The 26534-nt window shown below is 67.2% G+C and carries 29 protein-coding genes; 13 read left to right on the top strand and 16 right to left on the bottom strand.

Annotated features, from left to right (window positions below; all coding sequences use genetic code 11):
- Positions 1-238 (bottom strand): sugar phosphate nucleotidyltransferase (locus BM175_RS19425; protein ID WP_175526923.1); only part of this gene is annotated, 238 nt, incomplete at its 3' end.
- A 165-nt stretch (positions 239-403) separates the two neighbouring features.
- On the opposite strand from BM175_RS19425, the gene rfbC reads away from it, so the two are divergent.
- The 3 genes from rfbC to BM175_RS19410 are packed head-to-tail and all read left to right on the top strand — an operon-like array spanning position 404 to position 3010.
- Positions 404-979, top strand: a complete 576-nt coding sequence (rfbC, locus tag BM175_RS19420; RefSeq protein WP_090966022.1) for a dTDP-4-dehydrorhamnose 3,5-epimerase — start codon at positions 404-406, stop codon at positions 977-979.
- Positions 976-2037, top strand: coding sequence for a dTDP-glucose 4,6-dehydratase (rfbB, locus tag BM175_RS19415; RefSeq protein WP_090966019.1), 1062 nt, complete (start codon positions 976-978; stop codon positions 2035-2037). The genes rfbC and rfbB overlap by 4 nt, the downstream gene beginning before the upstream one ends.
- 40 nt (positions 2038-2077) lie before the next feature.
- Complete coding sequence (locus BM175_RS19410) at positions 2078-3010, top strand: rhamnan synthesis F family protein (protein WP_090966017.1); 933 nt, start codon at positions 2078-2080, stop codon at positions 3008-3010.
- Here the strand turns inward: BM175_RS19410 and BM175_RS19405 are convergent.
- The 7 genes from BM175_RS19405 to metC all read right to left on the bottom strand — a co-directional run bounded on the left by BM175_RS19405 (position 2994) and on the right by metC (position 8864).
- On the bottom strand, positions 2994-4058 hold the full coding sequence (locus BM175_RS19405; protein ID WP_090966015.1) for a Gfo/Idh/MocA family protein: 1065 nt from the start codon (positions 4056-4058) through the stop codon (positions 2994-2996). The genes BM175_RS19410 and BM175_RS19405 overlap by 17 nt on opposite strands.
- A gap of 20 nt (positions 4059-4078) precedes the next feature.
- A complete protein-coding gene (locus BM175_RS19400) occupies positions 4079-4744 on the bottom strand; it encodes a DedA family protein (RefSeq protein WP_090966013.1) in 666 nt (221 codons plus the stop codon).
- Between the two features lie 139 nt (positions 4745-4883).
- A complete protein-coding gene (locus BM175_RS19395) occupies positions 4884-5537 on the bottom strand; it encodes a DUF2076 domain-containing protein (protein ID WP_090966011.1) in 654 nt (217 codons plus the stop codon).
- A 48-nt stretch (positions 5538-5585) separates the two neighbouring features.
- Positions 5586-6308 (bottom strand): Bax inhibitor-1/YccA family protein, encoded by a 723-nt coding sequence (locus BM175_RS19390; RefSeq protein WP_090966009.1) that lies wholly within the window; start codon positions 6306-6308, stop codon positions 5586-5588.
- Positions 6309-6336: 28 nt separating this feature from the next.
- The gene (locus BM175_RS19385) at positions 6337-7110 is read right to left on the bottom strand and encodes an anti-sigma factor family protein (RefSeq protein WP_090966007.1); all 774 of its coding nucleotides are present in this window, start codon (positions 7108-7110) and stop codon (positions 6337-6339) included.
- Positions 7097-7639, bottom strand: a complete 543-nt coding sequence (locus tag BM175_RS19380; protein ID WP_090966005.1) for a sigma-70 family RNA polymerase sigma factor — start codon at positions 7637-7639, stop codon at positions 7097-7099. Before BM175_RS19380 ends, BM175_RS19385 begins: the two co-directional genes overlap by 14 nt.
- A gap of 91 nt (positions 7640-7730) precedes the next feature.
- Positions 7731-8864 (bottom strand): cystathionine beta-lyase, encoded by a 1134-nt coding sequence (metC, locus tag BM175_RS19375; protein WP_090966003.1) that lies wholly within the window; start codon positions 8862-8864, stop codon positions 7731-7733.
- Positions 8865-9128: 264 nt separating this feature from the next.
- On the opposite strand from metC, the gene BM175_RS19370 reads away from it, so the two are divergent.
- The 5 genes from BM175_RS19370 to BM175_RS19350 all read left to right on the top strand — a co-directional run bounded on the left by BM175_RS19370 (position 9129) and on the right by BM175_RS19350 (position 15058).
- Complete coding sequence (locus BM175_RS19370; RefSeq protein WP_090966001.1) at positions 9129-10148, top strand: amino acid ABC transporter substrate-binding protein; 1020 nt, start codon at positions 9129-9131, stop codon at positions 10146-10148.
- 77 nt (positions 10149-10225) lie between these two features.
- Positions 10226-11416 carry an amino acid ABC transporter permease gene (locus BM175_RS19365; RefSeq protein WP_090965999.1) on the top strand — a complete coding sequence of 397 codons (1191 nt, stop codon included), beginning with the start codon at positions 10226-10228 and terminating at the stop codon, positions 11414-11416.
- Positions 11417-11426: 10 nt separating this feature from the next.
- Positions 11427-12926: an amino acid ABC transporter permease gene (locus BM175_RS19360; RefSeq protein ID WP_090965997.1), complete on the top strand. Its 1500-nt coding sequence runs from the start codon at positions 11427-11429 to the stop codon at positions 12924-12926.
- A gap of 69 nt (positions 12927-12995) precedes the next feature.
- Entirely contained in the window at positions 12996-13766 is a 771-nt protein-coding gene (locus BM175_RS19355) for an amino acid ABC transporter ATP-binding protein (protein ID WP_090965995.1), read from the top strand.
- A gap of 131 nt (positions 13767-13897) precedes the next feature.
- The gene (locus BM175_RS19350; protein ID WP_090965993.1) at positions 13898-15058 is read left to right on the top strand and encodes an AI-2E family transporter; all 1161 of its coding nucleotides are present in this window, start codon (positions 13898-13900) and stop codon (positions 15056-15058) included.
- 60 nt (positions 15059-15118) lie between these two features.
- Here BM175_RS19350 and BM175_RS23265 read toward each other — a convergent pair whose 3' ends face one another.
- The 3 genes from BM175_RS23265 to BM175_RS19335 all read right to left on the bottom strand — a co-directional run bounded on the left by BM175_RS23265 (position 15119) and on the right by BM175_RS19335 (position 18947).
- Positions 15119-17419: an OmpA family protein gene (locus BM175_RS23265; RefSeq protein ID WP_280141129.1), complete on the bottom strand. Its 2301-nt coding sequence runs from the start codon at positions 17417-17419 to the stop codon at positions 15119-15121.
- Positions 17420-17552: 133 nt separating this feature from the next.
- A complete protein-coding gene (locus BM175_RS19340; RefSeq protein WP_090965991.1) occupies positions 17553-18689 on the bottom strand; it encodes an FAD-dependent monooxygenase in 1137 nt (378 codons plus the stop codon).
- 12 nt (positions 18690-18701) lie between these two features.
- Positions 18702-18947, bottom strand: a complete 246-nt coding sequence (locus BM175_RS19335; RefSeq protein ID WP_090965989.1) for a zinc-finger domain-containing protein — start codon at positions 18945-18947, stop codon at positions 18702-18704.
- A gap of 135 nt (positions 18948-19082) precedes the next feature.
- On the opposite strand from BM175_RS19335, the gene BM175_RS19330 reads away from it, so the two are divergent.
- The 3 genes from BM175_RS19330 to BM175_RS19320 all read left to right on the top strand — a co-directional run bounded on the left by BM175_RS19330 (position 19083) and on the right by BM175_RS19320 (position 21112).
- Entirely contained in the window at positions 19083-19856 is a 774-nt protein-coding gene (locus BM175_RS19330) for an alpha/beta fold hydrolase (RefSeq protein ID WP_090966037.1), read from the top strand.
- Between the two features lie 153 nt (positions 19857-20009).
- Entirely contained in the window at positions 20010-20831 is an 822-nt protein-coding gene (gene cysE / locus BM175_RS19325) for a serine O-acetyltransferase (RefSeq protein WP_090966035.1), read from the top strand.
- Positions 20832-20902: 71 nt separating this feature from the next.
- Positions 20903-21112, top strand: coding sequence for a DUF3126 family protein (locus BM175_RS19320; protein ID WP_055886669.1), 210 nt, complete (start codon positions 20903-20905; stop codon positions 21110-21112).
- Between the two features lie 93 nt (positions 21113-21205).
- Here the strand turns inward: BM175_RS19320 and BM175_RS19315 are convergent, their stop codons facing one another.
- Together BM175_RS19315 and BM175_RS19310 are read right to left on the bottom strand one after the other, a co-directional pair.
- The gene (locus BM175_RS19315) at positions 21206-21793 is read right to left on the bottom strand and encodes a transglutaminase-like cysteine peptidase (RefSeq protein ID WP_425285296.1); all 588 of its coding nucleotides are present in this window, start codon (positions 21791-21793) and stop codon (positions 21206-21208) included.
- Between the two features lie 445 nt (positions 21794-22238).
- A complete protein-coding gene (locus BM175_RS19310; RefSeq protein WP_090966031.1) occupies positions 22239-22844 on the bottom strand; it encodes a PilZ domain-containing protein in 606 nt (201 codons plus the stop codon).
- Positions 22845-23054: 210 nt separating this feature from the next.
- Between BM175_RS19310 and BM175_RS19305 the strand changes: the two genes are divergently transcribed.
- Together BM175_RS19305 and BM175_RS19300 are read left to right on the top strand one after the other, a co-directional pair.
- On the top strand, positions 23055-23807 hold the full coding sequence (locus BM175_RS19305; RefSeq protein WP_210284015.1) for a rhomboid family intramembrane serine protease: 753 nt from the start codon (positions 23055-23057) through the stop codon (positions 23805-23807).
- Positions 23808-23875: 68 nt separating this feature from the next.
- The gene (locus BM175_RS19300) at positions 23876-24313 is read left to right on the top strand and encodes a CBS domain-containing protein (protein WP_090965987.1); all 438 of its coding nucleotides are present in this window, start codon (positions 23876-23878) and stop codon (positions 24311-24313) included.
- A gap of 9 nt (positions 24314-24322) precedes the next feature.
- On the opposite strand, the gene BM175_RS19295 is transcribed toward BM175_RS19300, so the two are convergent.
- From BM175_RS19295 to folE, 3 genes are all read right to left on the bottom strand, one after another.
- Positions 24323-25306, bottom strand: coding sequence for a patatin-like phospholipase family protein (locus tag BM175_RS19295; RefSeq protein ID WP_090966027.1), 984 nt, complete (start codon positions 25304-25306; stop codon positions 24323-24325).
- Positions 25307-25423: 117 nt separating this feature from the next.
- Positions 25424-25834 (bottom strand): phosphoribosyl-AMP cyclohydrolase, encoded by a 411-nt coding sequence (gene hisI, locus BM175_RS19290; protein ID WP_090965985.1) that lies wholly within the window; start codon positions 25832-25834, stop codon positions 25424-25426.
- On the bottom strand, positions 25831-26451 hold the full coding sequence (folE, locus tag BM175_RS19285; protein WP_090965983.1) for a GTP cyclohydrolase I FolE: 621 nt from the start codon (positions 26449-26451) through the stop codon (positions 25831-25833). Before folE ends, hisI begins: the two co-directional genes overlap by 4 nt.
- Positions 26452-26534: the final 83 nt, after the last annotated feature.

Raw genomic sequence — 26534 nt, 5'->3', positions numbered from 1 at the left:
GCTCGGCATAGGTGAAGCGCACGCCCCAGCGCTCGCCCGAACCCAGCAGCGCCTCGAAGCGCGGCAGGTCGTGCGGCGTCGAGATGATCAGGATGTCGCGGATGCCCGCCAGCAGGAGCGTCGACAGCGGATAGTAGATCATCGGCTTGTCGTAGACGGGCAGGAGCTGCTTGGAGGCCGTCAGCGTCATCGGGTGCAGCCGCGTGCCGCTGCCCCCTGCCAGGATGATACCCTTCATCGCTCTCCGCCTTCCTCGATACGCCACGCCCCAGGTCGTGCCGTTCTCTATCGCGCGGGGGCAGAACTTGCCAGATCGTTCTTGGCGCCGGGCGGGCCTCCCTTGCGGGCGGCCCGGCGATGACGCAAAAGCGTGGCCATCTCATCGATGCCGCAAGGGTGGCCCATGCTCGACGTCCGAAAGCTGGACATTCCGGAGATCCTGGAGATCGTGCCGCGCCGGTTCGGCGACGACCGGGGCTTCTTCTCCGAGACCTTCAACCGGGCGCGGCTCGGCGAGAACGGCATCGAGATCGACTGGATGCAGGACAACCAGTCCTACTCGGCCGAGGCCTTCACGCTGCGCGGCCTGCACTACCAGGAGCCGCCGTTCGCGCAGGACAAGCTCGTTCGCGTGCTGCGCGGGCGCATCCTCGACGTCGCCGTCGACATTCGCGAGGGGTCGCCGACCTTTGCCCGATGGGTCGCGCTGGAGCTGTCGGCGGACGCCTTCAACCAGATCCTGGTCCCGGCGGGCTTTGCCCACGGCTTCCTGACGCTCGAGCCCGACACCGAGGTCTTCTACAAGGTGTCGGCGCCCTACAGCGGCGCGCACGACCGCTCGATCCGCTTCGACGACCCGGACATCGCGATCAGCTGGCCGCTCAGTGGCCGGCACCCGGTCCTCTCCGCCAAGGACGAGGCCGCACCGCGCCTTGCCGACATCAAGACGCCCTTCCGCTTCGGGGAGAATGCCAAGTGAAGATCCTCGTCACCGGCGGCGCCGGCTTCATCGGCTCGGCGGTCTGCCGCCACCTGATCCGCGACACCGACCACAGCGTCGTCAACCTCGACAAGCTGACCTACGCCGCGAGCCTGTCGTCGCTGGCCGAGATCGAGAACGACCGGCGCTACCGCTTCGTGAAGGGCGACATCGGCGACCGCGCCTTCGTCGCCGATCTCCTTGCTGAGGAGCAGGTCGACGCGATCATGCATCTGGCGGCCGAAAGCCATGTCGACCGCTCGATCGACGGGCCGGGCGACTTCATCCAGACCAACATCGTCGGCACCTACGAGCTTCTGGAAGCCGCGCGCGCTTACTGGATGCAGCTGCCGGCCGACCGGCGGGAAGCCTTCCGCTTTCACCACGTCTCGACCGACGAGGTCTACGGCGACCTGCCGCTCGACGACAGCCTCTTCACCGAGGACACCCCTTACGCGCCGTCCTCGCCCTACTCGGCCTCGAAGGCGGCGTCCGACCACCTGGCGATGGCCTGGTTCCACACCTACCACATGCCCGTGGTGCTCTCGAACTGCTCGAACAACTACGGTCCCTACCACTTCCCCGAGAAGCTGATCCCGCTCGTCATCCTGAACGGGCTGGAGGGCCAGCGCCTGCCGGTCTACGGCCGGGGCGAGAACGTGCGCGACTGGCTCTATGTCGACGACCACGCCCGCGCGCTGGCGCTCGTCGTCACCCGGGGCGAGCCCGGCCGGTCCTACAACATCGGCGGGCGCAACGAGCGCTCCAACCTCGCCGTCGTCGAGACGATCTGCGACACGCTCGACCGCCTGTCGCCACTCCCCAATGGCGAGCCGCGGCGCGAATTGATCGACTTCGTCACCGACCGTCCGGGACACGACCTTCGCTATGCGATCGACGCCAGCCGGATCGAGAACGAACTCGGCTGGCGCGCCGAGGAAACCTTCGAGACCGGCCTCGAGAAGACCATCCGCTGGTATCTCGACCATCCCGACTGGTGGCGCCCGATCCGCCAGAAGCGATACGCCGGCCAGCGCCTCGGGACGGCCAAGGCTTGATCGCGTTTCGTCCCATGACCGGTCGGCCGGCGACGCCGCGATGACCGGCGTTCCGATCGTCTTCGTCCATGTGCATCATCCCGATGTTTGGGAGGAGATGGCACGCGATCTCGCTGCGGCCATCCAGCGCCCCTTCGGGCTGGTGCTGACATGTCGCGACGCGGGAATGACGCTGGCGGCGGTCGACAGCCCGCATGTCCTCTTCACGCGCCAGGTCGTCGTCGAGAATCGCGGGCGCGACGTCCTACCCTTCATGAAGGCGCTGCGGGCCGAGGGCGACGGGTTCGACATCGGTCTGAAGCTTCACACCAAGAAGTCTGTCCATCGCGACGACGGTGACGACTGGCGGCGCTTCCTGACGCGCTCACTGCTGGCGGGCCGCGACGGCGTGCCCGCGCCGCTGGCGGCGATGGAAGCGGTGCCTTCGCTCGGGCTGGTGGTCCCGGAGGCGCACCTTCTCGGCCTTCGCGGCCGGATCGTTCTCAACGGCCGCATCACGCGCCGGATGATCGCGGCCCTCGGCCTCGACCTGACGCTTCGTGAACTCGAAGAGGGGCGCTTTGCCGCGGGATCGATGTTCTGGTTCCGGCGGGAGGCCCTGTCGCCGCTGGCCGATCCGGCGCTCGACAGCCTGTTTGCGACTGAACGCGGACAACTCGACGGCACGGCCGCGCACGCCGCCGAGCGACTGTTCGCGGCGCTGACGCATCGTCGGGATTACCTCGCGGCCGGAACCGAGGCTTTGCCGGGCCTCCTCGATGCGGCCGAAAGGGGGGCGCCGAGAGCGGAGATGGACGAGATCGTGGAGCAGTCCGCACGGGATGCGCAGAACCCGTTCGTCCTGCCGATGTCGAAGTTCTGGCAGCGGCATCCGTGGATGCTGATCGCCGCCCATCACGTCTATACACGCTCGCCGCAACCCATCTGGCGCGTCGCGCGCACCCTGTTCCGCCGTTTCACACTGGATCGGTGACGGCGAAGCGGTCGAGGATGCGCAGGACCTCGATCGATTGCCGCATCGGCATAACCGGACTGTCGATCGCGCCGCTCGCCAGGAGGTCGGCGAAGTGATCCGCCTGATACTGAAGCCCGGAGCCTTCATAGAGCGTCGGTATCGGCCGTTCCCGAAGCGGGCGCAGCATTGCCTTCACGGCCGGCAGCGCGCCCTTCCATCCGCGTCGTGTGGGGCCGAGCGGCTGATCATCCGTGCCTGACGGGCCGGGCGCTGCACCCGTTCGTTTCAGTGACAGGGCTGGGGGACACAAGAAGGGCGCCCCGAGGCGCAGGCGTCCCGACGTGCCCGTCACGGTCGCACCGTTCGTTCCCTCACCGAGGAAGCCGAAGCCGAGCGTCGCCACCGCGCCGGAATAGGCGAGGATGAGTCCCCCGGCCATCGGCACGCCGTTGGGAGCGCGCAAGGCGTTCACCGCGACGTCGGTGGGAAGCCCCAACAGGTGGACCGCCAGCGAAAGAGGATAGACGCCGAGGTCGAGATGCGCCCCGCCGCTGAGCCGCGGGTCGAACAATCGGTGGGCCGGATCGAACGCGTTGCGATATGACAAGGACGCTTCGAGGGCGACAGGCTCGCCGATCCGCCCCTCGTCGACAAGTCGTTTTGCCGTCAGCACACCCGGCGTGAAGCGCATCCACATCGCTTCCATGCACAGGACCCCGGCGAGCCGGGCGGCTTCGGCAATCTCCTCCGCTTCCGACGCCGAGGACGCCAGCGGCTTTTCGACCAGCACAGCCTTGCCGGCCTGGATGGCAGCCAGCGCGTGGGCGCGGTGCTCCGACGTTGGGCTTGCGACATAGACGGCCTGGATCGAAGGGTCGGCGAGGACGGCGTCCAACGTGTCGCCTTTCGCGCCCGGGCCAATCGCCCGAGCCAGCCCGCGAGCCCGTTCGGCCTCCCGCGAGGCGATCGCGACGACGCGTCCGGACTTGGCGTAGCGCATGTCGGCCGAGAAGCGGCGGGCGATCGCACCCGTCCCGACCACGGCCCAGTTGACGATCGAGGTCATCCGCGAGCAACCAGCCCGTGTCAGGTCGGATTGCGGAGGGTGCGGCGCCGGGCACTGCGTTCGGCGCGCCGGTCGCGCCCGAGGTAGCGCCCGCCGATCACCGTGGCGACTGCGGTCACGCCGAGGACGGCGGCGAGGATCAGGAGGCCGTCGGTGGCGGACATGTGGGTCACGCCCTGCGCGCCCTTCATGCCGAGCCAGCCGGGCGCGAACATCGCGGGGGCCCAGACCACGGCCGACAGGACGTTGGCGATCTGGAAGCGCTTCTGATCCATGGCCATCATCCCGGCGACGAGCGGCACGGTGGAGCGGATCGGCCCGAGGAAGCGCCCGAGGAACACTGCCCAGAACCCGTAGCGACGGAAGAACAGGCGCGTCTTGGCCACGGCATGCCGGTAGCGTCGCAGCGGAGGCCGGTGCACCACGCCCGGCCCCAGCCAGCGGCCAAGAAAATAGGAGATGATGTCGCCGACGATGGCGCCGATGGCCGCCGCGATCAAGGTCGCTACCGGATCGATGACGCCGGTTCCCATCAGCCCGCCGATCAAGAGCATCACGGCGGTCGCGGGGATCACGAGACCGACCAGCACGAGCGACTCGCCGAGACAGATGACGGCAACGATCAGGGCCGCCCAGCCTGGGTTCGCCTGGATCAGTCCGCCGAGTTCGGAGAGAAAAGCCTCCATCGCATGCCTGCCATTCGCGAGTGCCGGGTGGGTGCTGCCGGACCATGCGGGCGCGGCGTGTACGGAAGATGACGAGGCGCGACCCTACGACGGATCGCGCCTCGAATTCGTAAATGTTTTACAGGAACCGGCTGGCGGCTCAGATTTCTTCGTCGAAACCGCCGCCGTCGTCAAAGTAGCCGCCCTCGTCGGCCGTCTGTTCGACCTGCGGTTCGTCCACGGGGGCCGCCTCGGCAGCCTGAGCCTCGTTGCCGTCGAACATGCCGGCAATGGCGTTGCCCAGCAGCACGCCGCCGGCCACACCCATCGCGGTCTGCGCTGCGCCGGCAAGGAAGCCGCCACCGCCGCGGCCGCCCATCATGCCCGGCTGCATGCCCGGTTGGCCCATCATGCCCGGCTGGCCCTGCGGCGCGCCGTAGCGGCTCTGGCCGCCCCAGGGGCCGGCGGCCGCGCCCGGCGCACCCATCGGGGCGGCTGCCGGCTGGCGGGACTGGTCGCCGCCGCCGAACATGCGCGACAGAAAGCCGCCGCCGCTGCTGCCGGTGCCCTGCGGGCTGGCGTAGCGCGTGTCCGCCGCCTGCGAGCGCATCGCCTCGAGTTCGCGCTGCTGGTTCTCCAGCGCCATCTGCTGCATCACGATGGTCTGGGCCATGTAGTAGGGCGAGCCCGGATTGCGCCCGACCTGATCGTTGATGAAGCGCTCGGCCTCGGGATCGCGCTGCGGAATGTCGCGCTCGAGCGTGCCGAGCTTCTGGAAGAGGCCTTCGATGGCCTGACGGTCGTTGGTGTCCATGAATTGACCTCGTGTCTGAAGGGGAGGGAAGTCGGCGGCTGTGCCGGACTACTCGCGCTCGCCCGTGAAGTTCAGAAGGAGCTGGAAGATGTTGATGAAGTTCAGGAACAGCGACAGCGCACCGAACACGGCCATCTTCTGGAGCGACTCCGAACCGTGGTTCTCGGCATATTGTTCCTTGATCGTCTGCGTGTCCCAGGCGGTCAGACCGACGAATACGATGATGCCGATCACCGAGATGGCGAACTGAAGCGCCGACGAGCCGACGAAGATGTTGACGATGCTCGCGATCACGACGCCGATGAGGCCCATGATGAGCAGCGAGCCGAACTGGGTCAGGTCACGCTTCGTCGTGTAGCCGTAGAGGCTCGTCGCGCCGAACATGGCGGCGGCGATGAAGAAGGTGTTGGCGATGCTGGCGCCAGTGAAGACCAGGAAGATCGACGACAGCGACAGGCCCATCGTGGCGCAGAAGGCCCAGAACAGCGCCTGCGCCGTGGCCGCCGAGATGGCGTGGATTCGGAACGAGAAGAAGAGGACGAAGGCGAGCGGCGCCAGCATCACCACCCATTTGAGCGGCGACTGGAAGATCGGCACATACAGAGCCGGCGTGTTGCCGACCACGAAGGCCACGAGGCCCGTGACGACGAGGCCGAGGCCCATGTAGTTGAAGACGCGCAGCATGTGCCGGCGCAGGCCTTCGTCGAAGAGAGCCTGGGATTGGTAGGCGCCGGTATCGCGGACGCCGAACCCCCGGAAGGGCGTGTTCATCGGATCGTACTCCTGAGGATGGAAGGGGTCAGTAGAGGGTGCGCGACAGCTCGCCGGCCCACTGGCCGAGGCGATCGCGGTCGACACCCGACGAGACGAGCGCGTAGGCGACCTCGCCGATCTGCCAATAGGCCGTGTCGGCTTCGCCGGCCGGAGCCAGCGAGGCGTCCACGACATCGAAGCCGCCCGGCCGCACGGCATAGAGCGAGACCGTCGCCTGTCCTAGCGTCTTCAGCGCCACCTCGACGCTCGGGCCGTGGGTGGACGGAAACACCTGCACGTCGCTCACCGCCCAGTCGGCCGGCAGCTTCGGCAGGCGGATCGCCGTGGCAGAGAGGATCTCCGCCGGATCGTAACGCCGGGTCTCCGGCTGGGAGGCCATGCCGGCACGCAACTGGCTGGTCCGATGCGCGCGGATCGCGTCCTCGACATAGGCCGGCGGCTGCACCGAGGCGACGCTCTCGCGGACGCCGAGCGCGCCGAACTGCGAATGCGCCGTCCAGCCGATCGCCACGAAGAGGCCGAGTGCCGCGATCCGGCCGACTCGAGGCGCCAGTCGTCGCCGGAGCCGGCTCGCCTGCAGCAGACGAGCCGCATGCGAGACGCGAAGTCCCGCGCCGCCCTCCGGCAGGGGAAGGGCGAGGCGAAGTTCGCTGTTGAGGCGCAGATCCGCCATGACCCGCGCCGCGTCGGCCGGGTGTTCCGACAGGAACGCCTCGACCGCGACCCGGCGCTCGGGCGGCAGCTGGCCGTCGACATAGGCGGCGAGGTCGGTGTCGCGGATCGGATCAGACGGATGCATCGGAGCTTCCTCCCTTCGCCCGGAACCGTACGACATTGTCGCCCTCGTCCGCGTCCAGCGCTCTCAGCTGCGCCCGCGCTCGCGAGACGCGCGACACAAGCGTGCCGACCGGGATGTCGAGCGTCGTCGCGGCGTCCTCGTAGGACAGGCCTTCGATCGCAACCAGGTGGAGCGCGGTGCGCTGTTCCTCCGGCAGGGCCAGAAAGGACCGGCGCACATCCTGTAGCCGGAGCGCGTCGTGCTGCGAGGCCGGCTGGGCGACGTCCACCGACGCGTCGCTTGGCATCTCGACGCCGGCTCGCACCGCCCGGGCCCGGCGACGGTCGATGAAGGTGTTGTGGAGGATCGAGCAGAGCCAGGAGCGGGCGTTGCGTCCCGGCCGGAACTGGCGCTCGCACTCGATCGCCTTGACCAGCGCATCGTGCACGAGGTCTTCCGCTTCGCCCCGGTCGCGCGTGAGCGAATAGGCGTAGCGTTTCAGGGGCCCCAACTGGGCGAAGAGATCGTCGGTCGTCCGCGTGTCGCGCATACCCGGATATACGGATGGGATGACCGATCCATCCGGCGGCGGCGCTCACTTCGCCATCACGAAAGAGCGAGCCGCCGGACGGAGGGGATGCTTATCGGCGCATCGCGCGGACGGCGGCAAAACCCGCTTCGAGATCGGCCTGCAGATCGGCAACGTCCTCCAGTCCGATCTGCAGCCGGATCACCGGTCCTTCGGTCGGAGCGGTCGCATGGATCCGGTCGGTGAGGTCGACTTCCAGCGCGAGGCTCTCGAACCCGCCCCAGGAATAGCCGAGGCCGAAGAGCGAGAGCGCATCGAGAAACGCCGCCGCCTCCTCGCGTCCGCCGCCTCGGAGGACGAAGCTGAAGAGGCCCGTCGAGCCGTCGAACTGGCGTTGCCAGAGATCGTGGCCGGGGAACGAGGGGAGGGCGGGATGGAGGACGCGGGCGACATCCTCGTGGCCGTCCAGCCAGCGCGCCAGCGCCAGTGTCGACTGTTCGTGCGCCCGGATGCGCAGGTCCATCGTCTTCAGGCCGCGGAACACGAGATAGGCGTCCTCGGCCGAAACATTGATGCCGAGCTGCATCTGGGCGTCCCGCAATCGGCCGAAGGTCTCACGCGTCGCCGAGACGCTGCCCATCAGAAGATCGGAATGGCCGCCGGGGTACTTCGTAAGCGCATGGATCGACAGGTCGACGCCATGCTCCAGCGGACGGAAGAGGAGCGGTGTCGCCCAGGTGTTGTCGAGCATGCTGACGGCGCCGCCGTCCCGCGCGATCCCGGCGGCCTGTGCGACGTCCATCATCTCGAACGTGTTCGAGCCCGGCGCTTCGAGGAAGACGACCTTCGTGTTCGGCCGCATGAGATCCGACAGGCCTGCGCCGATGCCGGGCGGAAAATACTCGGTCTCGACGCCCATGCGCTTCAGCATCGTGTCGCAGAAGAGGCGGGTCGGGCCGTAGACGCTGTCGACAACAAGGCAGTGATCGCCTGCCCCGAGGAAGGCGAGGAGCGGGAGCGAGACGGCCGCGAGGCCGGACGGTACAAGGATCGTGCCGTGCGAGCCCTCCAGCTCGTCGATCGCCGCTTCGAGCGCGTCCAGCGTCGGCGTTCCGCGAAGGCCGTAGGTATATTTTTGCGCCCGGCGCCGCATGGTCGAGGTGTCCGGGAAGAGAACGGTCGAACCGCGGACGATTGGCGGATTGACGAATCCCTGCGTCGTCTCGGGATCGTGCCCGACACGCATGCGGCGGGTGGCGGGCCGCAGCGTTGATGAATTTTTGGGGTCTTGAGACGTCAAAAGCCGATCATCCTGTGGAATATGTGCCCACTTCACGAGCATTTGCCACGTGGGCTTTGGAAAAAAACGCCAGTCGCTTGACCTGCCCATTCCGATGGCATGTGATCCGCGCCGAGCCTCCTCGCGTGGGTTCCGGCATCGGACGTTTCGAGAGAAGCGCCGGGTCTCCCTCATTCATATCAGCAACCGGGCGAACTTGAAGGTAATCGGATGAAACTGAAGCTACTGACCGCCGCTCTCTGCCTGTCCGCGTTCGGCGCCGTGACGACCCACGCCTCCGCCGCAACGCTCGACGATACCAAGGCGCGCGGCACGGTGCGCTGCGGCGTCAACACCGGTCTGCCGGGGTTCGGCTTCCAGAACGACCAGGGCCAGTGGGCCGGCCTCGACGTCGACTACTGCAAGGCGATCGCCGCAGCGATCTTCAACGACCCGTCCAAGGTCGTCTATTCGCCGCTTTCGGCCGTCCAGCGCTTCCCGGCGCTGCAGAACAGCGAGGTCGACATCCTCGCCCGCAACACGACCTGGACCATGAGCCGCGATACCTCGCTGGGCCTGAAGTTCGCGGGCGTGAACTACTACGACGGCCAGGGCTTCATGGTCCGCAAGGAGCTCAACGTGAACTCCGCGCTCCAGCTTTCCGGCGCGACCGTCTGCGTGCAGAGCGGCACCACCACCGAGCTGAACCTCGCCGACTACTTCGCCGCCAACAACATGCAGTACAATCCGGTCGTCATCGAGGCGCAGTCGGACGTCAACAGCGCCTATGACAGCGGCCGCTGCGACGTTCTCACCACCGACCAGTCCGGTCTCTACGCCTCGCGCCTCGAGCTCGGCACGCCGGACGACCACGTCGTCCTGCCCGAGATCATCTCGAAGGAGCCGCTCGGCCCTGCCGTCCGCCAGGGCGACGACCAGTGGTTCAACGTCGTGAAGTGGACCCACTTCGCGCTGCTCAACGCCGAGGAGCTCGGCGTGACCCAGGCGAACGTCGAGGAGATGAAGAACTCGGCCAACCCCGAGATCCGTCGCCTGCTCGGCGTCGAAGGCACGTTCGGCGCCGATGCCGGCCTGTCGAACGACTTCGTCGTGAACATCGTCAAGGCGGTGGGCAATTACGGCGAGCTCTTCGAGCGCAACGTCGGCACGGGTTCGCCGCTCGGCATCGCGCGCGGCCAGAACGCGCTCTGGACGAAGGGCGGCCTTCAGTACGCTCCGCCGATCCGCTGATTCCAGCCGACCGCTAGCCTTGAGACCCGCCGCCGCTTCGGCGGCGGGTCCGTATCCCGATCCGAAGAAGGACCTTCATGACGGTAAGCTCGGGCATGGCGCCACAGGAACACACGCGTGATTCCGTCTTCACCAATCCCAAGGTGCGCAGCATCGTCATCCAGGTGACGCTCTTGGCCGCCATTGCGGCCTTCACCTGGTGGATCGTCGGTAACACCGCGGAGAACCTGCAGCGCGCCAACATCGCCTCGGGCTTCGGCTTCCTCGACACGCGCGCGGGCTTCGACATCTCGCAGGTGCCGATCGCCTACACCAACAACGCGCCCTACGGCCGCGCGATCGTCGTAGGCATCGTCAACACGCTGATCGTCGCCGGCACGGGCATCGTCGCGGCCACGATCATCGGCTTCCTCGTCGGCATCGGTCGTCTGTCGCACAACTTCCTCGTGCGCGGGCTCTGCACCGTCTACGTCGAGACGTTCCGCAACATCCCGACGCTCCTCGTCATCCTCTTCTGGTATTTCGGCGTGCTCTCGGTGTTGCCGCTGCCGCGCAACGCGATCGAGCTGCCGTTCGATTCCTTCATCTCGAACCGCGGCCTGCAGACGCCCAAGGCGATCTTCGAGCCCGCCGCCGCCGCCACCTTCTGGGCGTTCGTGGTCGGTATCATCGCCACGATCGTGCTCTCCCGCGTCTTTGCCGCGCGCCAGCGCGCCACGGGACGCCGTCCAGGACTAATGCTGCCGGCTCTCGGCCTGATCGTCGTCCTGCCGCTCGTCGTTTTCGCGGCGACCGGCTTCCCGGCGACGCTCGACATCCCGAAGCTCGGCACGTTCAATCTTTCCGGCGGCTTCCAGATCCGGCCCGAGTTCCTGGCGATCTTTCTGGCCCTTTCGGTCTACACGGCGGCCTTCATCGCCGAGATCGTGCGCGCTGGCATCCTGTCGGTCTCCAAGGGGCAGAACGAGGCCGCTGCCGCACTCGGGCTGCGGCGCGGCCAGGCGCTGCGCCTCGTGATCGTGCCGCAGGCCTTCCGCGTCATCATCCCGCCTCTGACCTCGCAGTATCTGAACCTCATCAAGAACTCCTCGCTCGGCCTGGCGATCGGCTATCCCGATCTCGTTGCCGTCGGGTCGACGGTGCTCAACCAGTCAGGTCAGTCGATCGAGGTGGTCGTGATCTGGATGGCCGTTTACCTCGGTATCAGCGTCACGGTCTCGATCCTGATGAACTGGTTCAACCGCCGCATGAAACTTGTCGAGCGCTGAGGGCCGGACGATGGAAGAACAAGTCGCCCGTTTCGTCGCCCGCGGCCAGATCGAGCCGCTCCCGCCGCCGGCCAGCGAGACCGGAGCCTTCGGCACGGTCCGCAAGCATCTCTTCGCGACCCCGTTCGACGCCGTCCTGACGATCGTCTGCGGTCTCCTCGTCGCCTATGTCATCAACGGGCTCGTCCAGTGGGGGATCGTCAACGCGGTCTTCACGGGATCGGACCGCACGGCCTGCCTGTCGACGGAGACGCGCGAGGTCGGCGCCTGCTGGGCCTTCGTCGGGGCGAAGTTCGACCAGTTTCTCTACGGCACCTATCCGCTCGACGAGCGGTGGAGGGTGCAACTCGTGTTCTTCGCGCTGGTGGCCCTGATCGTGCCGATCGCGATCCCGAAGGTGCCGTTCAAGCGTCTGAACGCGGCGCTCCTCTTCCTCCTGTTCCCGCTTGCGGCGCTCGTTCTCCTGACGGGCGGACGCTTCGCGATGTCGGGCTCGGCGATCGGCGTCGTGTTCGCGCTGGCAGCGGCGGCGACGATCTTCCTGGCCACCGGACGAAGCACCACGGTCATGCGCACCGGCGCCATGAAGGTGGCCTTGTGGCTCGCCGTTCTCGCCTTCGTGGTCTCGTTCGCTTCGTTCTACATCAACAGCGGCCGGATCCTGTTTCTCTCCTACCGCTTCGAGATGCTGAGCCTGGTCGGCTTCGCCGCGGCCGTCGCCTCGATCGTCCTGGCGATCGTCGCGACCACCCGTACCGCCGAGACCGGGTCGAGCCTCCTCGGCCTCTATCTGCCGACGATCGCGGCGCTCGCCTTCGTGCTCATCCTGACATCGAACTTCGGTCTGGAGTTCGTGCCGACCAACCTTTGGGGCGGCCTCCTGATCACGCTGACGGTGGCGCTCACGGGCATCACCGCATCCCTGCCGCTCGGCATCCTCCTCGCGCTGGGACGCATGTCGAAGATGCCGGCGGTGCGTCTCCTGTGCGTCATCTTCATCGAGTTCTGGCGCGGCGTTCCGCTGATCACCGTCCTCTTCATGGCGAACTTCATGCTGCCGCTGCTCCTGCCGGCCGGTGTGAGCTTCAACCAGCTTCTGCGCGTCCTCGTCGGCGTCTCGCTGTTTGCCGCGGCCTACATGGCCGAGGTGATCCGCGGGGGTCTCCAGGCGATCCCCAAGGGGCAGTACGAGGGCGCCGACGCGATGGCGCTGACCTACTGGCAGAAGATGCGGATGATCATCCTGCCGCAGGCGCTGACGCTGGTGATCCCGGGTATCGTCAACACGTTCATCGGGCTCTTCAAGGACACGAGCCTCGTATACATCATCGGTCTTGCCGATCTTCTTGGCACGATCCGGCGCGGCTTCGGCGATCCGATCTGGATCACGCCGTCGACGCCGGCGACGGGCCTCGTGTTCGGCGCCTTCGCCTTCTGGCTGTTCTGTTTCTCGATGTCGCGCTACTCGATCTTCATCGAGCGGCGGCTGGCGCGAGGCCGAAAGCATTGACCGGCTCCCCGATCTTCCGGCCTGCCGAACGGCCGGCGACCCTTTCCTTCCAGCGCGTAGGATCCTGACATGAGCAACCTGTCCGCAAGCCCGACCCCGCAGTCGTCCGGCCCCGCGATCGAACTGGCCGGCGTCAACAAGTGGTACGGCGAGTTCCACGTCCTGCGCGACATCAACCTGCGCGTCCGGCGCGGCGAGAAGATCGTCGTCTGCGGCCCGTCCGGGTCCGGCAAATCGACGATGATCCGCTGCATCAACCGGCTGGAGGAGCACCAGAAGGGCCGGATCGTCGTCGACGGCGTCGAACTGACGAACGACCTGAAGAAGATCGACCTGGTACGCCAGGAGGTCGGCATGGTGTTTCAGCACTTCAACCTGTTCCCGCATCTCACCATCCTCGAGAACTGCACGCTGGCGCCGATCTGGGTGCGCAAGATGCCGAAGAAGAAGGCGGAGGAGGTGGCCATGCACTTCCTCACCCGCGTGCGCATTCCGGAGCAGGCGAACAAATATCCAGGCCAGCTCTCGGGCGGCCAGCAGCAGCGCGTGGCGATCGCCCGCGCGCTCTGCATGCGCCCGAAGGTCATGCTCTTCGACGAGCCCACCTCGGCGCTCGATCCGGAGATGGTGAAGGAGGTGCTCGACACGATGGTGTCGCTCGCCAACGACGGCATGACCATGATCTGCGTGACGCACGAGATGGGCTTCGCCCGCCAAGTGGCCGACCGCGTGATATTCATGGATGCCGGTCAGATCGTCGAGGAGAACGAGCCGAACGCGTTCTTCTCGAACCCGCAGCACGAGCGCACGAAGCTCTTCCTCAGCCAGATCCTGCACTGATCTTCCGGTTTGTCCGGCAGGCGTTTCGAGGGCCGGTCCCGTTGCCGCGGGGCCGGCCCTGACGTTTGGAGCGCGGCGGAACGTCGCGGTACGTCCGGCGTTACAACTCGAAGGCATGCCGGAAGACAGCGATGAGCGAGACGAGCGGAGAGACCCGGGAGCCGGCGATCGTGGCCCCCGCCATCGGCCTCGTGAACCGACAGACCTTTCAGGCAGGACCCCGCTGGGCGATCGTCGGCATCTTCCTGATCATGCTGTTCGGGGCGCTGTACCTCTCGTCGAGCTTCGTGCTCCCGGTGGTCTTCGCGCTTCTCTTCATGCTCGTGCTGGCGCCGGTCGTGCGCTTCGGCCAGCGCAGGCTTCATATCTGGCCGCCGCTGACCGCAGCGGCTCTCGTGTTCGGCACGTTCCTGCTGCTGATCGGCGCCTTCTCGTTCCTGACCGGTCCGCTGACGGACCTCGCCGGCAACATCCCCCGATACGTCTCCGTCGTGAACGAGGAGATCGATACCGTCCGCGAACGTCTCGGCGCGCTGCGCGGCGCTCGAATGGAGGCGTCGGAGGCCGTGGGCGCACAGGACGGAACGCAGCAGCCGCAAAGCGTGATCATCGACGGGCCGCAGCTTCTCAACAGCGCGGCGCTGATGGTCCCGCAGATCGGGGCGAGCATAGCCTTCGCGCTGATCTTCCTGTTCTTCCTCCTGTCGTCCGGCAGCCTGTTCTACCAGAAGCTCATCGAATCCCTGCCAAGGCTCTCCGACAAGAAGCTCGCGCTGACGATCGCCCACGAGATCGAGACCGAGCTGTCCCGCTACCTCTTCACGATCACCGTGATCAACGCCGGGCTCGGCTGCGTGATCGGGTGCCTCATGTGGGTGATCGGTCTGCCGATGGCGCCGGTCTTCGGCGTTCTGGCCTTCGCCCTCAACTTCATTCCCTATCTCGGCGCGATCGGCGGGATGATGTTGGTTGGGCTGGTCGGACTCGCGGAGCACCGCGACGCGACGGGCGCCCTCTTGCCGGTGCTTCTGTATTTCGCGGCGACGACGGTCGAAGGGCAGTTCCTGACGCCGATTCTGGTCGGGCGCCGGCTGGCGATGAATGCGGCCGCCATCTTTCTCGCTGTGGCGTTCTGGGGGTGGATCTGGGGCGTCGTCGGCATGTTCCTCGCCGTGCCGATCATGGTGGGCGTGCGCATCGTCGCCGGATACATCGACAGCCTTCAGCCGCTGGCGAATTTCCTGTCGGCGGAGCGCCAGCCGGTCGCGGAGGTCGAGGACGAGATGACCTGAATTGCAGTCAACGAAAAAGGCCGGAGCTTTGCAGCCCCGGCCCTTGTAGTCGATGATCCGTCAGTTGGCCTGCGACGTTTCCACCGGCTTCACCAGCGGGGTGATCCGGCGCAGCGTCACGCGGCGGTTCTCGCGATTGGCCTCCTGCGTATCGACCTTGAGGTCTTCCTCGCCGTAGCCCTGCGTCACGATGTTCTCCGCCGGGATCTCGAAGTACTCGGTCAACGCCTTCGCGACCGCTTCCGCACGCCGATCCGACAGCGCAAGGTTGGCGACGTTGCTGCCGACGGCGTCCGTATGGCCCTCGAGCAGGAAGACTTCGCCGGGGTTCTGATCCACCACGCGCTTGACCGCATCGGCCAGCGCCTGAAGGTTGTCGACCTCGCTCTGCTCGATCTCGGCCGATCCGAACGCGAAGTTGATCGTGTTCAGATCGATCCGGCGCACCTTGTCACGGATACGCTCGCTGCGGCGAACCTCGTTGATCGAATAGATTCGCTCGACGGTTTCCACCGGCGGAGCGACGAGCGTGTCGTAGTAGAGTTCCTCATTGGGCTGCGCGACATCGACGATGTAGCGGTCCTCGGGGATCTCAAGGCGCAGCGGCGGAAGGTCCGCCCCGGCGTCGTAGTAGTAGTCCGGCCGGTTGTCGTCTTCCGCGTACGGATCGTAGAAGAGAACCGTCTCGCGACCGTCGGCCGCGATGCGCGAGCGCTGGATCACGTCGCCGTATTCGTTCTCGATCGTGACGACCTGAACGCCGTTCGGGCGCGTGATGATCTGGCGCGTCAGTCCCCGCGGCAGCCGCTCGTAGTACACGTCGCGCGAGTCGACCACGAGGCGGTCGGTGTCGTCCGAGCGGATGAAGTAGGCCGCGGCCGCGCCGGCGGCAGCGCCAGCGATCCCCGCACCGACGAGCGAGAGGACGTCACGGTCGCCGACGCGTTCCACCACCTGGACATCGTTCGGGAGGACGACCTGCGGAGGCGCTTCGAGGCGCTGTCCCTGCTCGGCCGTGATCGGACGCACCTGGACCGGTGCCGCCAACTGCTGAACGCGCGCGTCGTTGGTGGCGACACCGCCTGCCGGCACCGGGGCCGTCTGGACGTCGGCAGCGACGGGACGCGGGTTCTCGACCGGCGGCGGCGCGACCGCCTGCTGGCCGGGTGCCGGGGTGCCGGGAGCCGGCAGCGCGCCGTTCGGAAGCGGCGGCGTCGGAGGCGTGCCGGGGGCCGCCGGGGCCGGCTGGCCCGGTACGGTACCTGGCGCCGGAAGAGCCCCGTTCGGAACGGGCGGCGTTGGCGGGGTCCCGGGTGCGACCGGCGCGCCGGGCGCACCACGCAGGGCGGGATCGGTCGGAGCGGTCTGCGGAGCCAGAGGCTCGGCCGGGTTGGCGCCGGCCGCCGGCGGCTGGGCGCCCGGGACCGGCGGCGTTGCAGGCTGAGCACCCGGCGCTGCGGTCGGCGGAGCGGCGGGCGTCTCTCCCGTCCCGGCCGGGCGGTTGCCCGGCGCGGCAGCGGCCGGCGGGCGGGCGGCGGGCTCGGCACCGTTGCGGGTTCCGGCTGCGCCATTCGACAGGTCGTTCTGCGTTCCCGCGTCCGTCGGAAGCTCGGCCGGGTTGCCCTGAGGCGCGTTGCGTGCGGGCCCGCTATCGGGCGCGGCATCCGCAGGGCGGGCGGGACGCTCGCCGGCCGGAGCCTCCGGTTCGCCGGGCGCGCGGGGACGATTCGGATCACGCGGTTCACCGCGGCGCGGCTGCCCCTCGGGCTCGGGCGGACGCTCGGCGTCGGCTGGTGCGCGCGGGCGCTCGGGCTCGGCCTGCCCCTCGGGCGCCGGGGCGCGGTCGCGGCGTGGCGCCGGACGCTCGGCCGGAGCCTCGGGCTCGCGGGCCTGTTCCGGTTCGGCCGCGTTGCCGCGCGCCGGTGCAGCGTCCGGCTCCGGCGCACGCTCGCGACCTCGACGCTGAGCCGGCTCTTCGGCGGGTGCATCAGGCTCGGCCTGTCGCGCACGCTGCGGTGCTTCTTCCGGGGCGGCCTCGCGCTGACGGCGAGGCGCCGGGCGCTCGGTGGGGGCATCGGCTTCCGCCTCGGGCGCGGCCTCGCGCTGGCGACGCGGAGCGGGACGCTCGGCCGGAGCTTCGGCTTCCGGAGCAGCCTCTTGCTGACGGCTTGGGGCCGGGCGTTCCGCCGGTGCCTCGGGCTCGGCGACGCGGCCGCGCGGTGCCTCCGGTGCCCCTTCCTCGATTGCAGGCGGACGCCCTTCCGCTCCCTGGGCAAGGGCGGCGAGCGGACCCGTCATGGCGGTGGAGGCGGCAAGAGCCGTCACCGTCAGCAAGCGTCCGGTGTTCTTCAGTCTGATCATCGATCGGCCTTCTGGTTACGTCCCTTGCAACTGCCGGTTGGTCCGTCGACGGCGTGCGCACGTCGGGGGAAGCCGTTGCCTGGCAAACTAGGCCGGTCGATGCATTAGGGAATGCAGACCGCGAGGCGGCTGATCAGTTCGTGGAATCATCCCCGCCGGCGCTCGCCCGCCAGTCGTAGAGCCAAGCCAGATCGCGGCGCAGGGAGGTTGGAGACCGGACCGCGAGGGCAAGATCGCGCGCGAACGAGAGCGGGCGAGGCAGGTGATAGACGCGTTTGTGGAATGCGACCCGGTCGAGAACGCTCTTAACACGCGGCGTGCGTAGCGCCTCGAAACGACGGAGACCATCCGCCGGAGAGCCGCCGCCGGAAACGCAGGACGCGAGGACGAAGGCGTCCTCGATCGCTATCGCCGCGCCCTGGGCGGCATAAGGCAGCATCGCGTGGGCGGCATCGCCGATCAGCGCGATCGGCCACCCGGTTTCCGCCCGCCAGCGCGGCTCTACCGTCAGAAGCGGCCAGGAGCCAACTGGTTCTGCCGCCGCGAGTATCGCGGCCAACGCTGGGTCCCACGTGACGACCGGTCCGACACTTGGGTCGCCGTCCGGGACGATCACGACGAGATTCTGCGTGCCGGCGGCGTCTATGCGGTAGCGCACCACATGGCGGCGATGACCGAGCCAGGCCTCGATGGCCGCCGGTCCGGAAGGTACGTTCGAACCTGCGATAAAGCGCAGCGCGGTCGCGCCGGACGCGACGGGGGCAGGAAAACCGAGAAGCCGCGCAGCGGCCGAATGCACGCCATCGGCGGCGACGAGAAGGTCGCTTCGATCCTGCGTCGTGCCTTGCCGGGTTTCGAAGGCGGTGCGGACACCCCCCTCGTCAGCGTCCAGATCGACGAGTGTGTCGCCGAGGTAAAGGTCGACCCCCGAGGTGCCCGACACGGTCTCCAGCAGCACGCGCTGGAGATCCGCACGGTGGAGGACGCGGTAGCCGCGGCCGTCCGAACTCGACACAGGAACCGTGGCGATCCGCCGCCCGCTTGGACCATCGCGAAGCACGACGCTGTCGGCCGCGATCCCGACCTGATCGATCGGCACGCCGAGGCGGTGGAGCACGTCGAGCGCGTTGGGCGAGAGCTGGATGCCGGCGCCGACCGGCTCCAGCCGGGCAGCCCGTTCCCGGACACGGACGCGCCAGCCCTTTTGCGCCAGCGCGATCGCTGTGGTCAGCCCCGCGATGCCCGCGCCGGTGACGATGGCATCCGGCATGCGCGCTGGGCTCTAGGCGGCGCGGTGGTGGTAGAAGCAGCCGGGAGGCACGCTCTCGTCGCGCTTCAGCGACGTATTGAGCTTGTAGAGGGTCGAGCAGTAGGGACAGACCTTCTCGCCCTCGTCGCCCATGTCGAGATACACATGCGGGTGATCGTATGGCGGGGTCGCGCCGACGCACATGAATTCGGCGACGCCGATCTCGATCACCCCATGGCCCCCGTCGTTCTGGAAGTGGGGGGTTCCGTAGTCGGCCATGCTGCCGTCTCCATTCGCTCGTCTCGAAGCGGGCGGAACTTATCCATCCCTCGGCGAAAAGAACAGGTGGTTCTCGCGGCCTGCTTCGCGCTATCGGAAGCGCCTTGGTTCGGCGAGAGCGGAGTGACGTGTCCGATGCCCGAGTTTCACAACGACGGTCTGCGTCTGGAATATATCGACGAGGGCGATCGCACGGCGCCCGCCATCGTCCTCGTTCACGGCTTCGCCTCGAACATGCGCGTCAACTGGATCGATCCGGGCTGGGTGGAGACGCTGACGAAGGCCGGCTGGCGCGTCGTCGCCTTCGACCATCGTGGGCACGGCCGGAGCGACAAGCCGCACGATCCGGCGGCCTACACGCCGGAGGCGATGGTCGGCGATCTCGTCGAGCTCGTCGATCACCTCTCGATCCGGCGCGCGGCCCTGTTCGGCTATTCCATGGGCGCGCGCGTCTCGGCCTTCGCGGGGCGGATGCATCCGGATCGCTTCCCGCTTCTCGTCTTCGGCGGGCTCGGCATCGGGCTGGTCGAGGGTGTCGGCGACTGGGACCCGATCGCCGACGCGCTGATGGCGCCCTCGCTTGAGGTCGTCACGCACGAGCGCGGCCGCATGTTCCGCGCCTTCGCCGATCGGACTGGCAGCGACCGTCATGCGCTCGCTGCCTGCATCGCGACGTCCCGCCGGGAACTGACGGAGGCCGAGGTGGGGGCGCTCCATCAGCCGACGCTGATCGGCGTCGGAACGCGCGACGACATCGCCGGATCGCCCGAGCGGCTCGGTGCACTGATGCCGAACGCCGAGGTCTTCGCCATCGTGAACCGCGATCACATGCTGGCGGTCGGCGACCGGACGTTCAAGGCTGCGGTCGTCGATTTCCTCGATCGGAACCGAGGGGAGCTCGACGCCTGAGGGCGGTCGGCATTTTCAAAATCGGTGCGTTCGGCTAGAGCCAGCGAAACGGAATGCCGCGTCGACCCGTTCATGCATGGACTGGTGCATCGTGGCAGCGCGCTTATCTTGTCTGCGACATGCGGAACGCGAGCGAGCGAAAGCAGGATGACGATGACCGTCTTGATGAAGTCTGCCGTCGACCGCGTTCAGGCGATCGATCCGATCTGGAACCGGGCGCGGGACGAAGCCTTGGCTGCGGCCGAGCGTGAGCCGGCGCTCAGCGGTTTCCTCTACGCCTCGATCCTCAATCATCGCTCGCTGGAATCGGCGATCGCCTTCCGGATCGGGCAGCGGCTCGACCATGCGGACCTTCCCGCCTGCCACATCGAGCAGGCCTTCGAGGAGATGGCCGCCGCCCGTCCCGAATGGGGCGGTGTCCTGCGCATAGACCTTCAGGCCGTCTTCGATCGCGATCCCGCCTGCGAGCGGATGATCGAGCCCTTGCTCTACTTCAAGGGCTTCCACGCGATCCAGACGCACCGTCTGGCGCATTGGCTGTGGAACGAAGGCCGCAAGGATTTCGCGCTGTATCTCCAGTCCCGCTCGTCGTCGGTGTTCCAGACCGACATCCACCCGGCCTCGCGCATGGGGCGCGGCATCTTCCTCGATCATGCCACGGGCCTCGTCGTCGGCTTCACGGCGGTGATCGGGGACAACGTCTCGATCCTGCAGGACGTGACGCTCGGCGGCACGGGCAAGGAGTTCGGCGACCGGCATCCGAAGATCGGCAACGGCGTCCTGATTGGGGCGGGCGCGAAGATCCTCGGCAACATCAAGGTCGGCGACTGCTCGAAGATCGCGTCCGGTTCGGTGGTCCTGGCGGAGGTGCCGCCGAATTCCACCGTTGCCGGCGTGCCTGCGCGGATCGTCGGAACGTCCGGCTGCGCCGAGCCTGCGCGAGCCATGGATCAGAATTTCACCCGCGCCGACTGAGCCTGCATCCTCTCGGCCGTTTCGGCCATTGCACGCTCGACGCGCAGAATGCGCCCAAGGAGACCGACCTCGTGAAGCCCGACGAAATCCGCAAGCTCGAAGCCTACCTGAACCGGACGTTCAAGACATCCGGCATTCAGGTCAAGGCGATGCCGCGCAAGAAGGACACTGCTGAGATCTATGTCGGCGAGGACTTCATCGGCACGGTGGGCAAGGACACCGACGAGGGTGAGACCTCCTACCACGTCACGATCACGGTTCTCGATATCGATCTCGACTGAGACGACGTTCCGCCCGCTCGCGAGGCCGAACTGCAGACACCAAAAAGGCCGGCTTCGAGCCGGCCTTTTTGGTGGGACGAGCGGCGGGAAGGGTCAGCGCACCGAGCCGACCAGCATGTCCCGGCCGTCCTCGATCGCCACCCACTTGGCGGAGTTCTGCTCGGACTGGCGCTTCAGGAACTTGTAGGGCGTCAGCGTCCAGTCGAGCGCGCGCTTGTCGAGATTGTCCAGAACGATGTCGCCGCGGTTCGTGCGGATGGTCAGGACCGCGTGACCCTCGCCGTTCGGTTGGCGGACGACCGTGATCAATAGGGCGGAGCGCGGAAAACCTTCGCGCTCCAGCATGTACTGCTTGAGCAGAACGAAGTCCTCGCAGTCACCCTCGATCGACGGATACGACCAGAGCTCGGCGACGCCGTGCATCTCCATGTCGGTCCGCGGGATGATGCCCTCGTTGACCGTGTTGTTCACCTCGATGATCGACTGCCACGAACGGTCGGTAATCTGGATGATGCCGGTCTCGGCGTTGGGTCCGCAGGTCTCCGGGTAGGACTTGCAGAACTCGAAATGTCCGATCGGCTGGGAGGTCGGCCCGCGCAGCGTCATCGCGGCGTCGGCCTTGCCCGTGAACAGGAGGCCGGCGACCAGAAGCATGACGAGCGAGAAGAGGCGGTTCGAGATCTGCACTTTCGGTCTCCAGCGGTGACGCACGCACAGTCGCAGACCGGATTTACTTGAAGTCCAAACGCCCAATATGAATTTTCGTAAACTGATCCTCGATTTGTTCAGATCTCTTGCTTGCCGGGATCTGAAGAATGACGCTTAAGAAGCGGTTCGCACGCAGAATGCTTCGGTAAGCATGAAGCCCCCACCTCCATGAAGATGAAGGCCGAGACGAGTTCGGGACCGGCGATCGGGGGAGGGCGGGATGGAGTGTTAACGCGCAGACGGCTGCCCGGTTAACGGGGCCGGGACGGTTGCAGACCGGAACGCAGAACACGCTTGCCACACTCCTTAAGAAAGGATGAGCAAGACCTTAACGGGCTTGGCCGCGGGGCGCCGAGGGGAGCCGAAAATGCTCCCCGTTATCCACAGCTTCGTTGCAGGAAGAGCTCGGCGGCCGCGTTCAGCCGAGGTGGTCGAGCAGGGATTCGCGCGTCTGAAGCGAGGAGAACTCAACGGCGACACCGTCTTCGAGCTGGCGGACGACGCGTCCGGTCATGGTGCCGAGCGTGATGCGCGAGCCGATCGCCGGACGGACGGCGCAGACGATCGCCGCGCCGGACAGCGACAGGTCGTTGATGCGGACTTCGTAACCGCGGCCGTCGTCCAGCACCATCCGGATGATCGGATTGCGCGGCTGAAGGCGCTCGTGGCGGCGGTCTTCGGGCAGCGACAGTTCGGAGCGGTTGGCGAGCCACATCAGCTGCGCCGCCAGCTTTTCGCGCTTGCGCTCCGTAGCGTTCAGGACCAACGCGAAGCCGCCCCTGAAGCAGCGTGCGACGTTGCCTTCCAAGCGTCCGATCTGATCGGCATAGAGGATGACCCGCTCGCCCTTGGCCGGCTCCACCGGCGTCACGATCGCCACGTCCCCCGGCGACATGTTGTCGATCCGGCAGGGATATTCGCGCTGATCCTCCAGCATGAAGCGGCCGAGAAGATCGATCGACACCCGCTTGAAGTGACGGCGGTCTTCCGAGACGGCGAGGGTCTTCGGCAAGGTGTTCAACATGGTCTCGGCCCGCTTCACTGGTTTCCAAGTGATAAGCCACGAGGCTTAACAAGGGCTTGTCGCGGTGCCGTCGAGATAAGCGATCGGGAACCATCGCGGAGTGCCGTAGGGGCAGCGGCGCGTGTCGCCGATCGTCTCGTGCGGCGTCAGGCGCATTGCCCTCCCGCCACCGGGCGATACAACGAGACAGCCATCTGGAGTCCTCACGTCTTGTCGCTCGATCCCCGCCCGTCGCCGTCCGATTTCTTCGACATCCCGCAGCCGCCGCCTCGGCAGCCTGCCTTCAACGTTCCAAGCATCGTGCTCGGCCTTCTGGGATTCCTGGCCTTCATCCACTGGGTTCGCGTCGACGTCCTCGACGACGTGCAGGGCGGTTGGGCGCTCCTGAACCTGTCGTTCCTGGCGGGCTGCTACGGGTCGAGCGACGAAATCTGTCTCCTGCGCGAGCCGTTCGCCGCCTGGACCTCGCCGATCACCCACGCCTTCCTGCACGGCGACTGGGTGCACTACGGGACCAACGCGGTGTGGATGCTCGCGTTTGGGACGCCGGTGGCGCGGCGGCTCGGCGCCGGACGGTTCCTCGTCTTCAGTGCCTTCGGGGCGGTCGCGGGCGCTGCCTTCTTCTACGTGATGAACCCGGACCTCATCCAGCCGATGATCGGTGCCTCAGGTGTCGTGTCCGCCCTGATGGGTGGTGCGGCGCGTTTCGCGCTCGGCGCCATGGGGCGCGGCGACGTCGCCTATGCGCCGCTGCTCTCGATCCCGCGGAGCCTGTCGGATCGCACCGTCCTCTTCTTCATCATCGTCTTCTTCGTCACCAACATCGCGCTCGGATCCGGCGCCGGGCTGCTCCTCGGGGAGGGCGCGGCCGTTGCCTGGGAAGCGCATGTCGGCGGCTTCCTGTTCGGCTTCCTTTGCTTCTCCGCCTTCGATCCGCGCCGGCAGCATCCGGTGGGCCTCTGACGGACCAGTTGCGGCGGCGGCGGCTTCGTCGCACGATGCGGGCGGACAACGATGGGAGGAGGCCGTCAATGACCGTACGTCGCATTCTGGAGACCAAGGGACGGGAGGTCGTGACGATCGACCTGGCCACGACGCTCGCCGAGGCCGTCAGAACGCTGGCGGAACGCCGCATCGGCGTTCTCGTGGTGATCGGCGCCGGCGGCGACCTCCAGGGCATCCTGTCGGAGCGGGACGTCGTTCGCCTCGTCGCCGGGGGCGGCATGGACGCCTTGTCGGGAACCGTCGGCGAGGTAATGACCCGCGAGGTGACGACCGCCGGCGAGGAGACGACCGTGGACGAGGCGATGGAAATCATGACCCGCCGCCGCTTCCGGCACCTGCCGGTTTGCGAGGGTGGACGTCTCGTCGGCATCGTGTCGATCGGCGACGTCGTGAAGCGCCGGATCGAGGCGGCCGAACAGGAGGCCGAGGAGATGCGAAGCTACATCCACGCCGCGGCCGGCTGATCCGAATTGTCAGAGCGCCGGCATGCACTCCTGCAGCCGGCGGATCTCGTTCATGGAACGCATCGTCTCTTCGTAGCCGAAGGCGATGCACTCCTTGGCTCGGAAAAACTCCGACAGGCCGATGTCGCGCACGCGCGGGTGCACCGACAGATCCGGCGGATCACCGGCCAGGCGCGAACGGGAAATGCGGTCCTGGATGATGTTGAAGGCATCGACGACGGATCGCGCGAAACCGATCCGATCCCGCCTGTTGTCCGCATTCGGACGCTGGCGCAACAGTGGGTCGACCGGGTTCTCGGCGATGGACCCGTCGGGATCGCTGCTTTCGGCGCGCATGCGAAGGACCGCCGCGCGCCCGAAGAGGTCGTAATGTAGATTGACCGCGATCACGAGCGGCTGCTCGTAGGCGCGGCAGACCGAAACGGGGACCGGGTTGACGAGGGCCCCGTCCGACAGGCGTCGCCCGCCGCACTCGACCGGCTGGAAGATGCCGGGAACGGCGTAGGACGCGCGCATGGCAAGGACCAGGGAGCCCTGGTCCATCCAGACCTCATGTCCGTTGCGGCCCTCGGTCGCGACGGCCACGAACGGGCGGTCGAGGTCCTCGATGCGGATGTCCTTCAACGTGTTGACGAGCCGGGCGTTGAGCCGCATGCCGCCGAGCAACCCGTCGCCGCCGAACCGGAAGTCGAGGAGCCCCATCAACCCGCGCCGCGTCAGCGAGCGCGCGAAGGCTTCGAGTTCGTCGAGCCGTCCCGCCAGATAGCAGCCGCCGACGAGGGCTCCGATCGAAGTGCCGGCGATCATCGAGACCGGAATGTCGGCTTCGTCGAGCGCGCGCAGGACACCGATATGTGCCCATCCGCGTGCGGCCCCGCCGCCGAGCGCCAGCGCCACCCCGCGACGTTTCTGTGCCCGGTTGGTGGTTCCGGTGCTGCCCGACCGCTCGATGGGGGCAGTTCGTTCGGCCTGTCTGAAAATGCGATCCAGCATCATGTCGCGTGCCTTGAGGCCGGTCCCTTCCAATAAGGATGGGCCATGATGCTTTCCGCACCATGCACGATCAGCGTAAACGCAGACACAACATGTTGTGCGCTGCGATAAAACGTGTCACCGCGCCGACAATTTTCCGCCATGCGGGCCGAGGGAAACGCTGCGGTAGAAGCAGGTTTCGCGCCCGGTGTGACAGGTGTCCTCAGGCTTCGCGACCGTGACCTTCAGCCACACCGCGTCCTGGTCGCAGTCGACGCGCATCTCCTGCACCGTCTGCAACGCGCCCGACGTCTCGCCCTTCTTCCAGAGCGACTGCCGGGAGCGGCTCCAGTAATGCGCGATGCCAGAGCGGATCGTGAGATCCAGCGCCTCGGCGTTCATGTGGGCGACCATCAGCAGGCCGCCGTCCATGTCGCTCACGACTGCCGTGACGAGGCCCGCCGCGTCGAACCGCGGCGTCAGGACGCTGCCTTCCTCGAGGTCGGCCTTGGCGCCCGGCGGCGGGAAGACGTGAGCCGAAACGCTCAACGTCCGCCGACCATGGCGAGGAACCGCGTCTGCTCCTCGCGGTCGTCACGGAACGAACCGTAGAACGAGGAGGTGACCGTGGTCGAGCCGTGGGTGCGGATGCCGCGCATCGACATGCACATGTGCTCGGCCTCAAGCAGCACCGCGACGCCCTTGGGGGTCAGCGCGCCGTCGATGACTGCTGCGATCTGCTCGGTCAGCTTCTCCTGCGTCTGGAGGCGACGCGCGAAGATTTCGACGACGCGGGGGATCTTCGACAGGCCCAGCACGCGGCCATCCGGCACGTAGGCGACATGCGCCTTGCCGATGATCGGCACCATGTGGTGCTCGCAATGCGAGGTGAAGGGAATGTCGCGCAGCAGGACCATTTCCTGGTAACCGGCGACCTCCTCGAAGGTGCGGCTGAGCACGTCGGCCGGCTGTTGGCCGTAGCCGCCGTAGAGCTCCTCATAGGCCTTGACCACGCGCCGCGGCGTATCGATCAGGCCCTCGCGCGCGGGATCCTCACCGATCCAGCGCAGGAGCGTTTCGACCGCGGCTTCGGCCTCCTCGCGGGTCGGTCGAACGACCGGTTCGGCCGTGGCGGCCGGAGCGAGCTTTCTGATGGTGGCGTCCATGATGAACCCTGAGCCGAGGCGATTGCGCCGGGGAAAGCCCGACGAAACCCGCCGTTCGATCCGTTGGCCCGTTGATGTTATAG

Origin of the sequence: Aureimonas phyllosphaerae (genome assembly GCF_900113065.1) — a bacterium.
Taxonomy (GTDB): Bacteria; Pseudomonadota; Alphaproteobacteria; order Rhizobiales; family Rhizobiaceae; genus Aureimonas; species Aureimonas phyllosphaerae.
The sequence above is the reverse complement of the archived record's forward strand: the minus strand, read 5'-3'. Positions and strand labels throughout refer to the sequence as shown.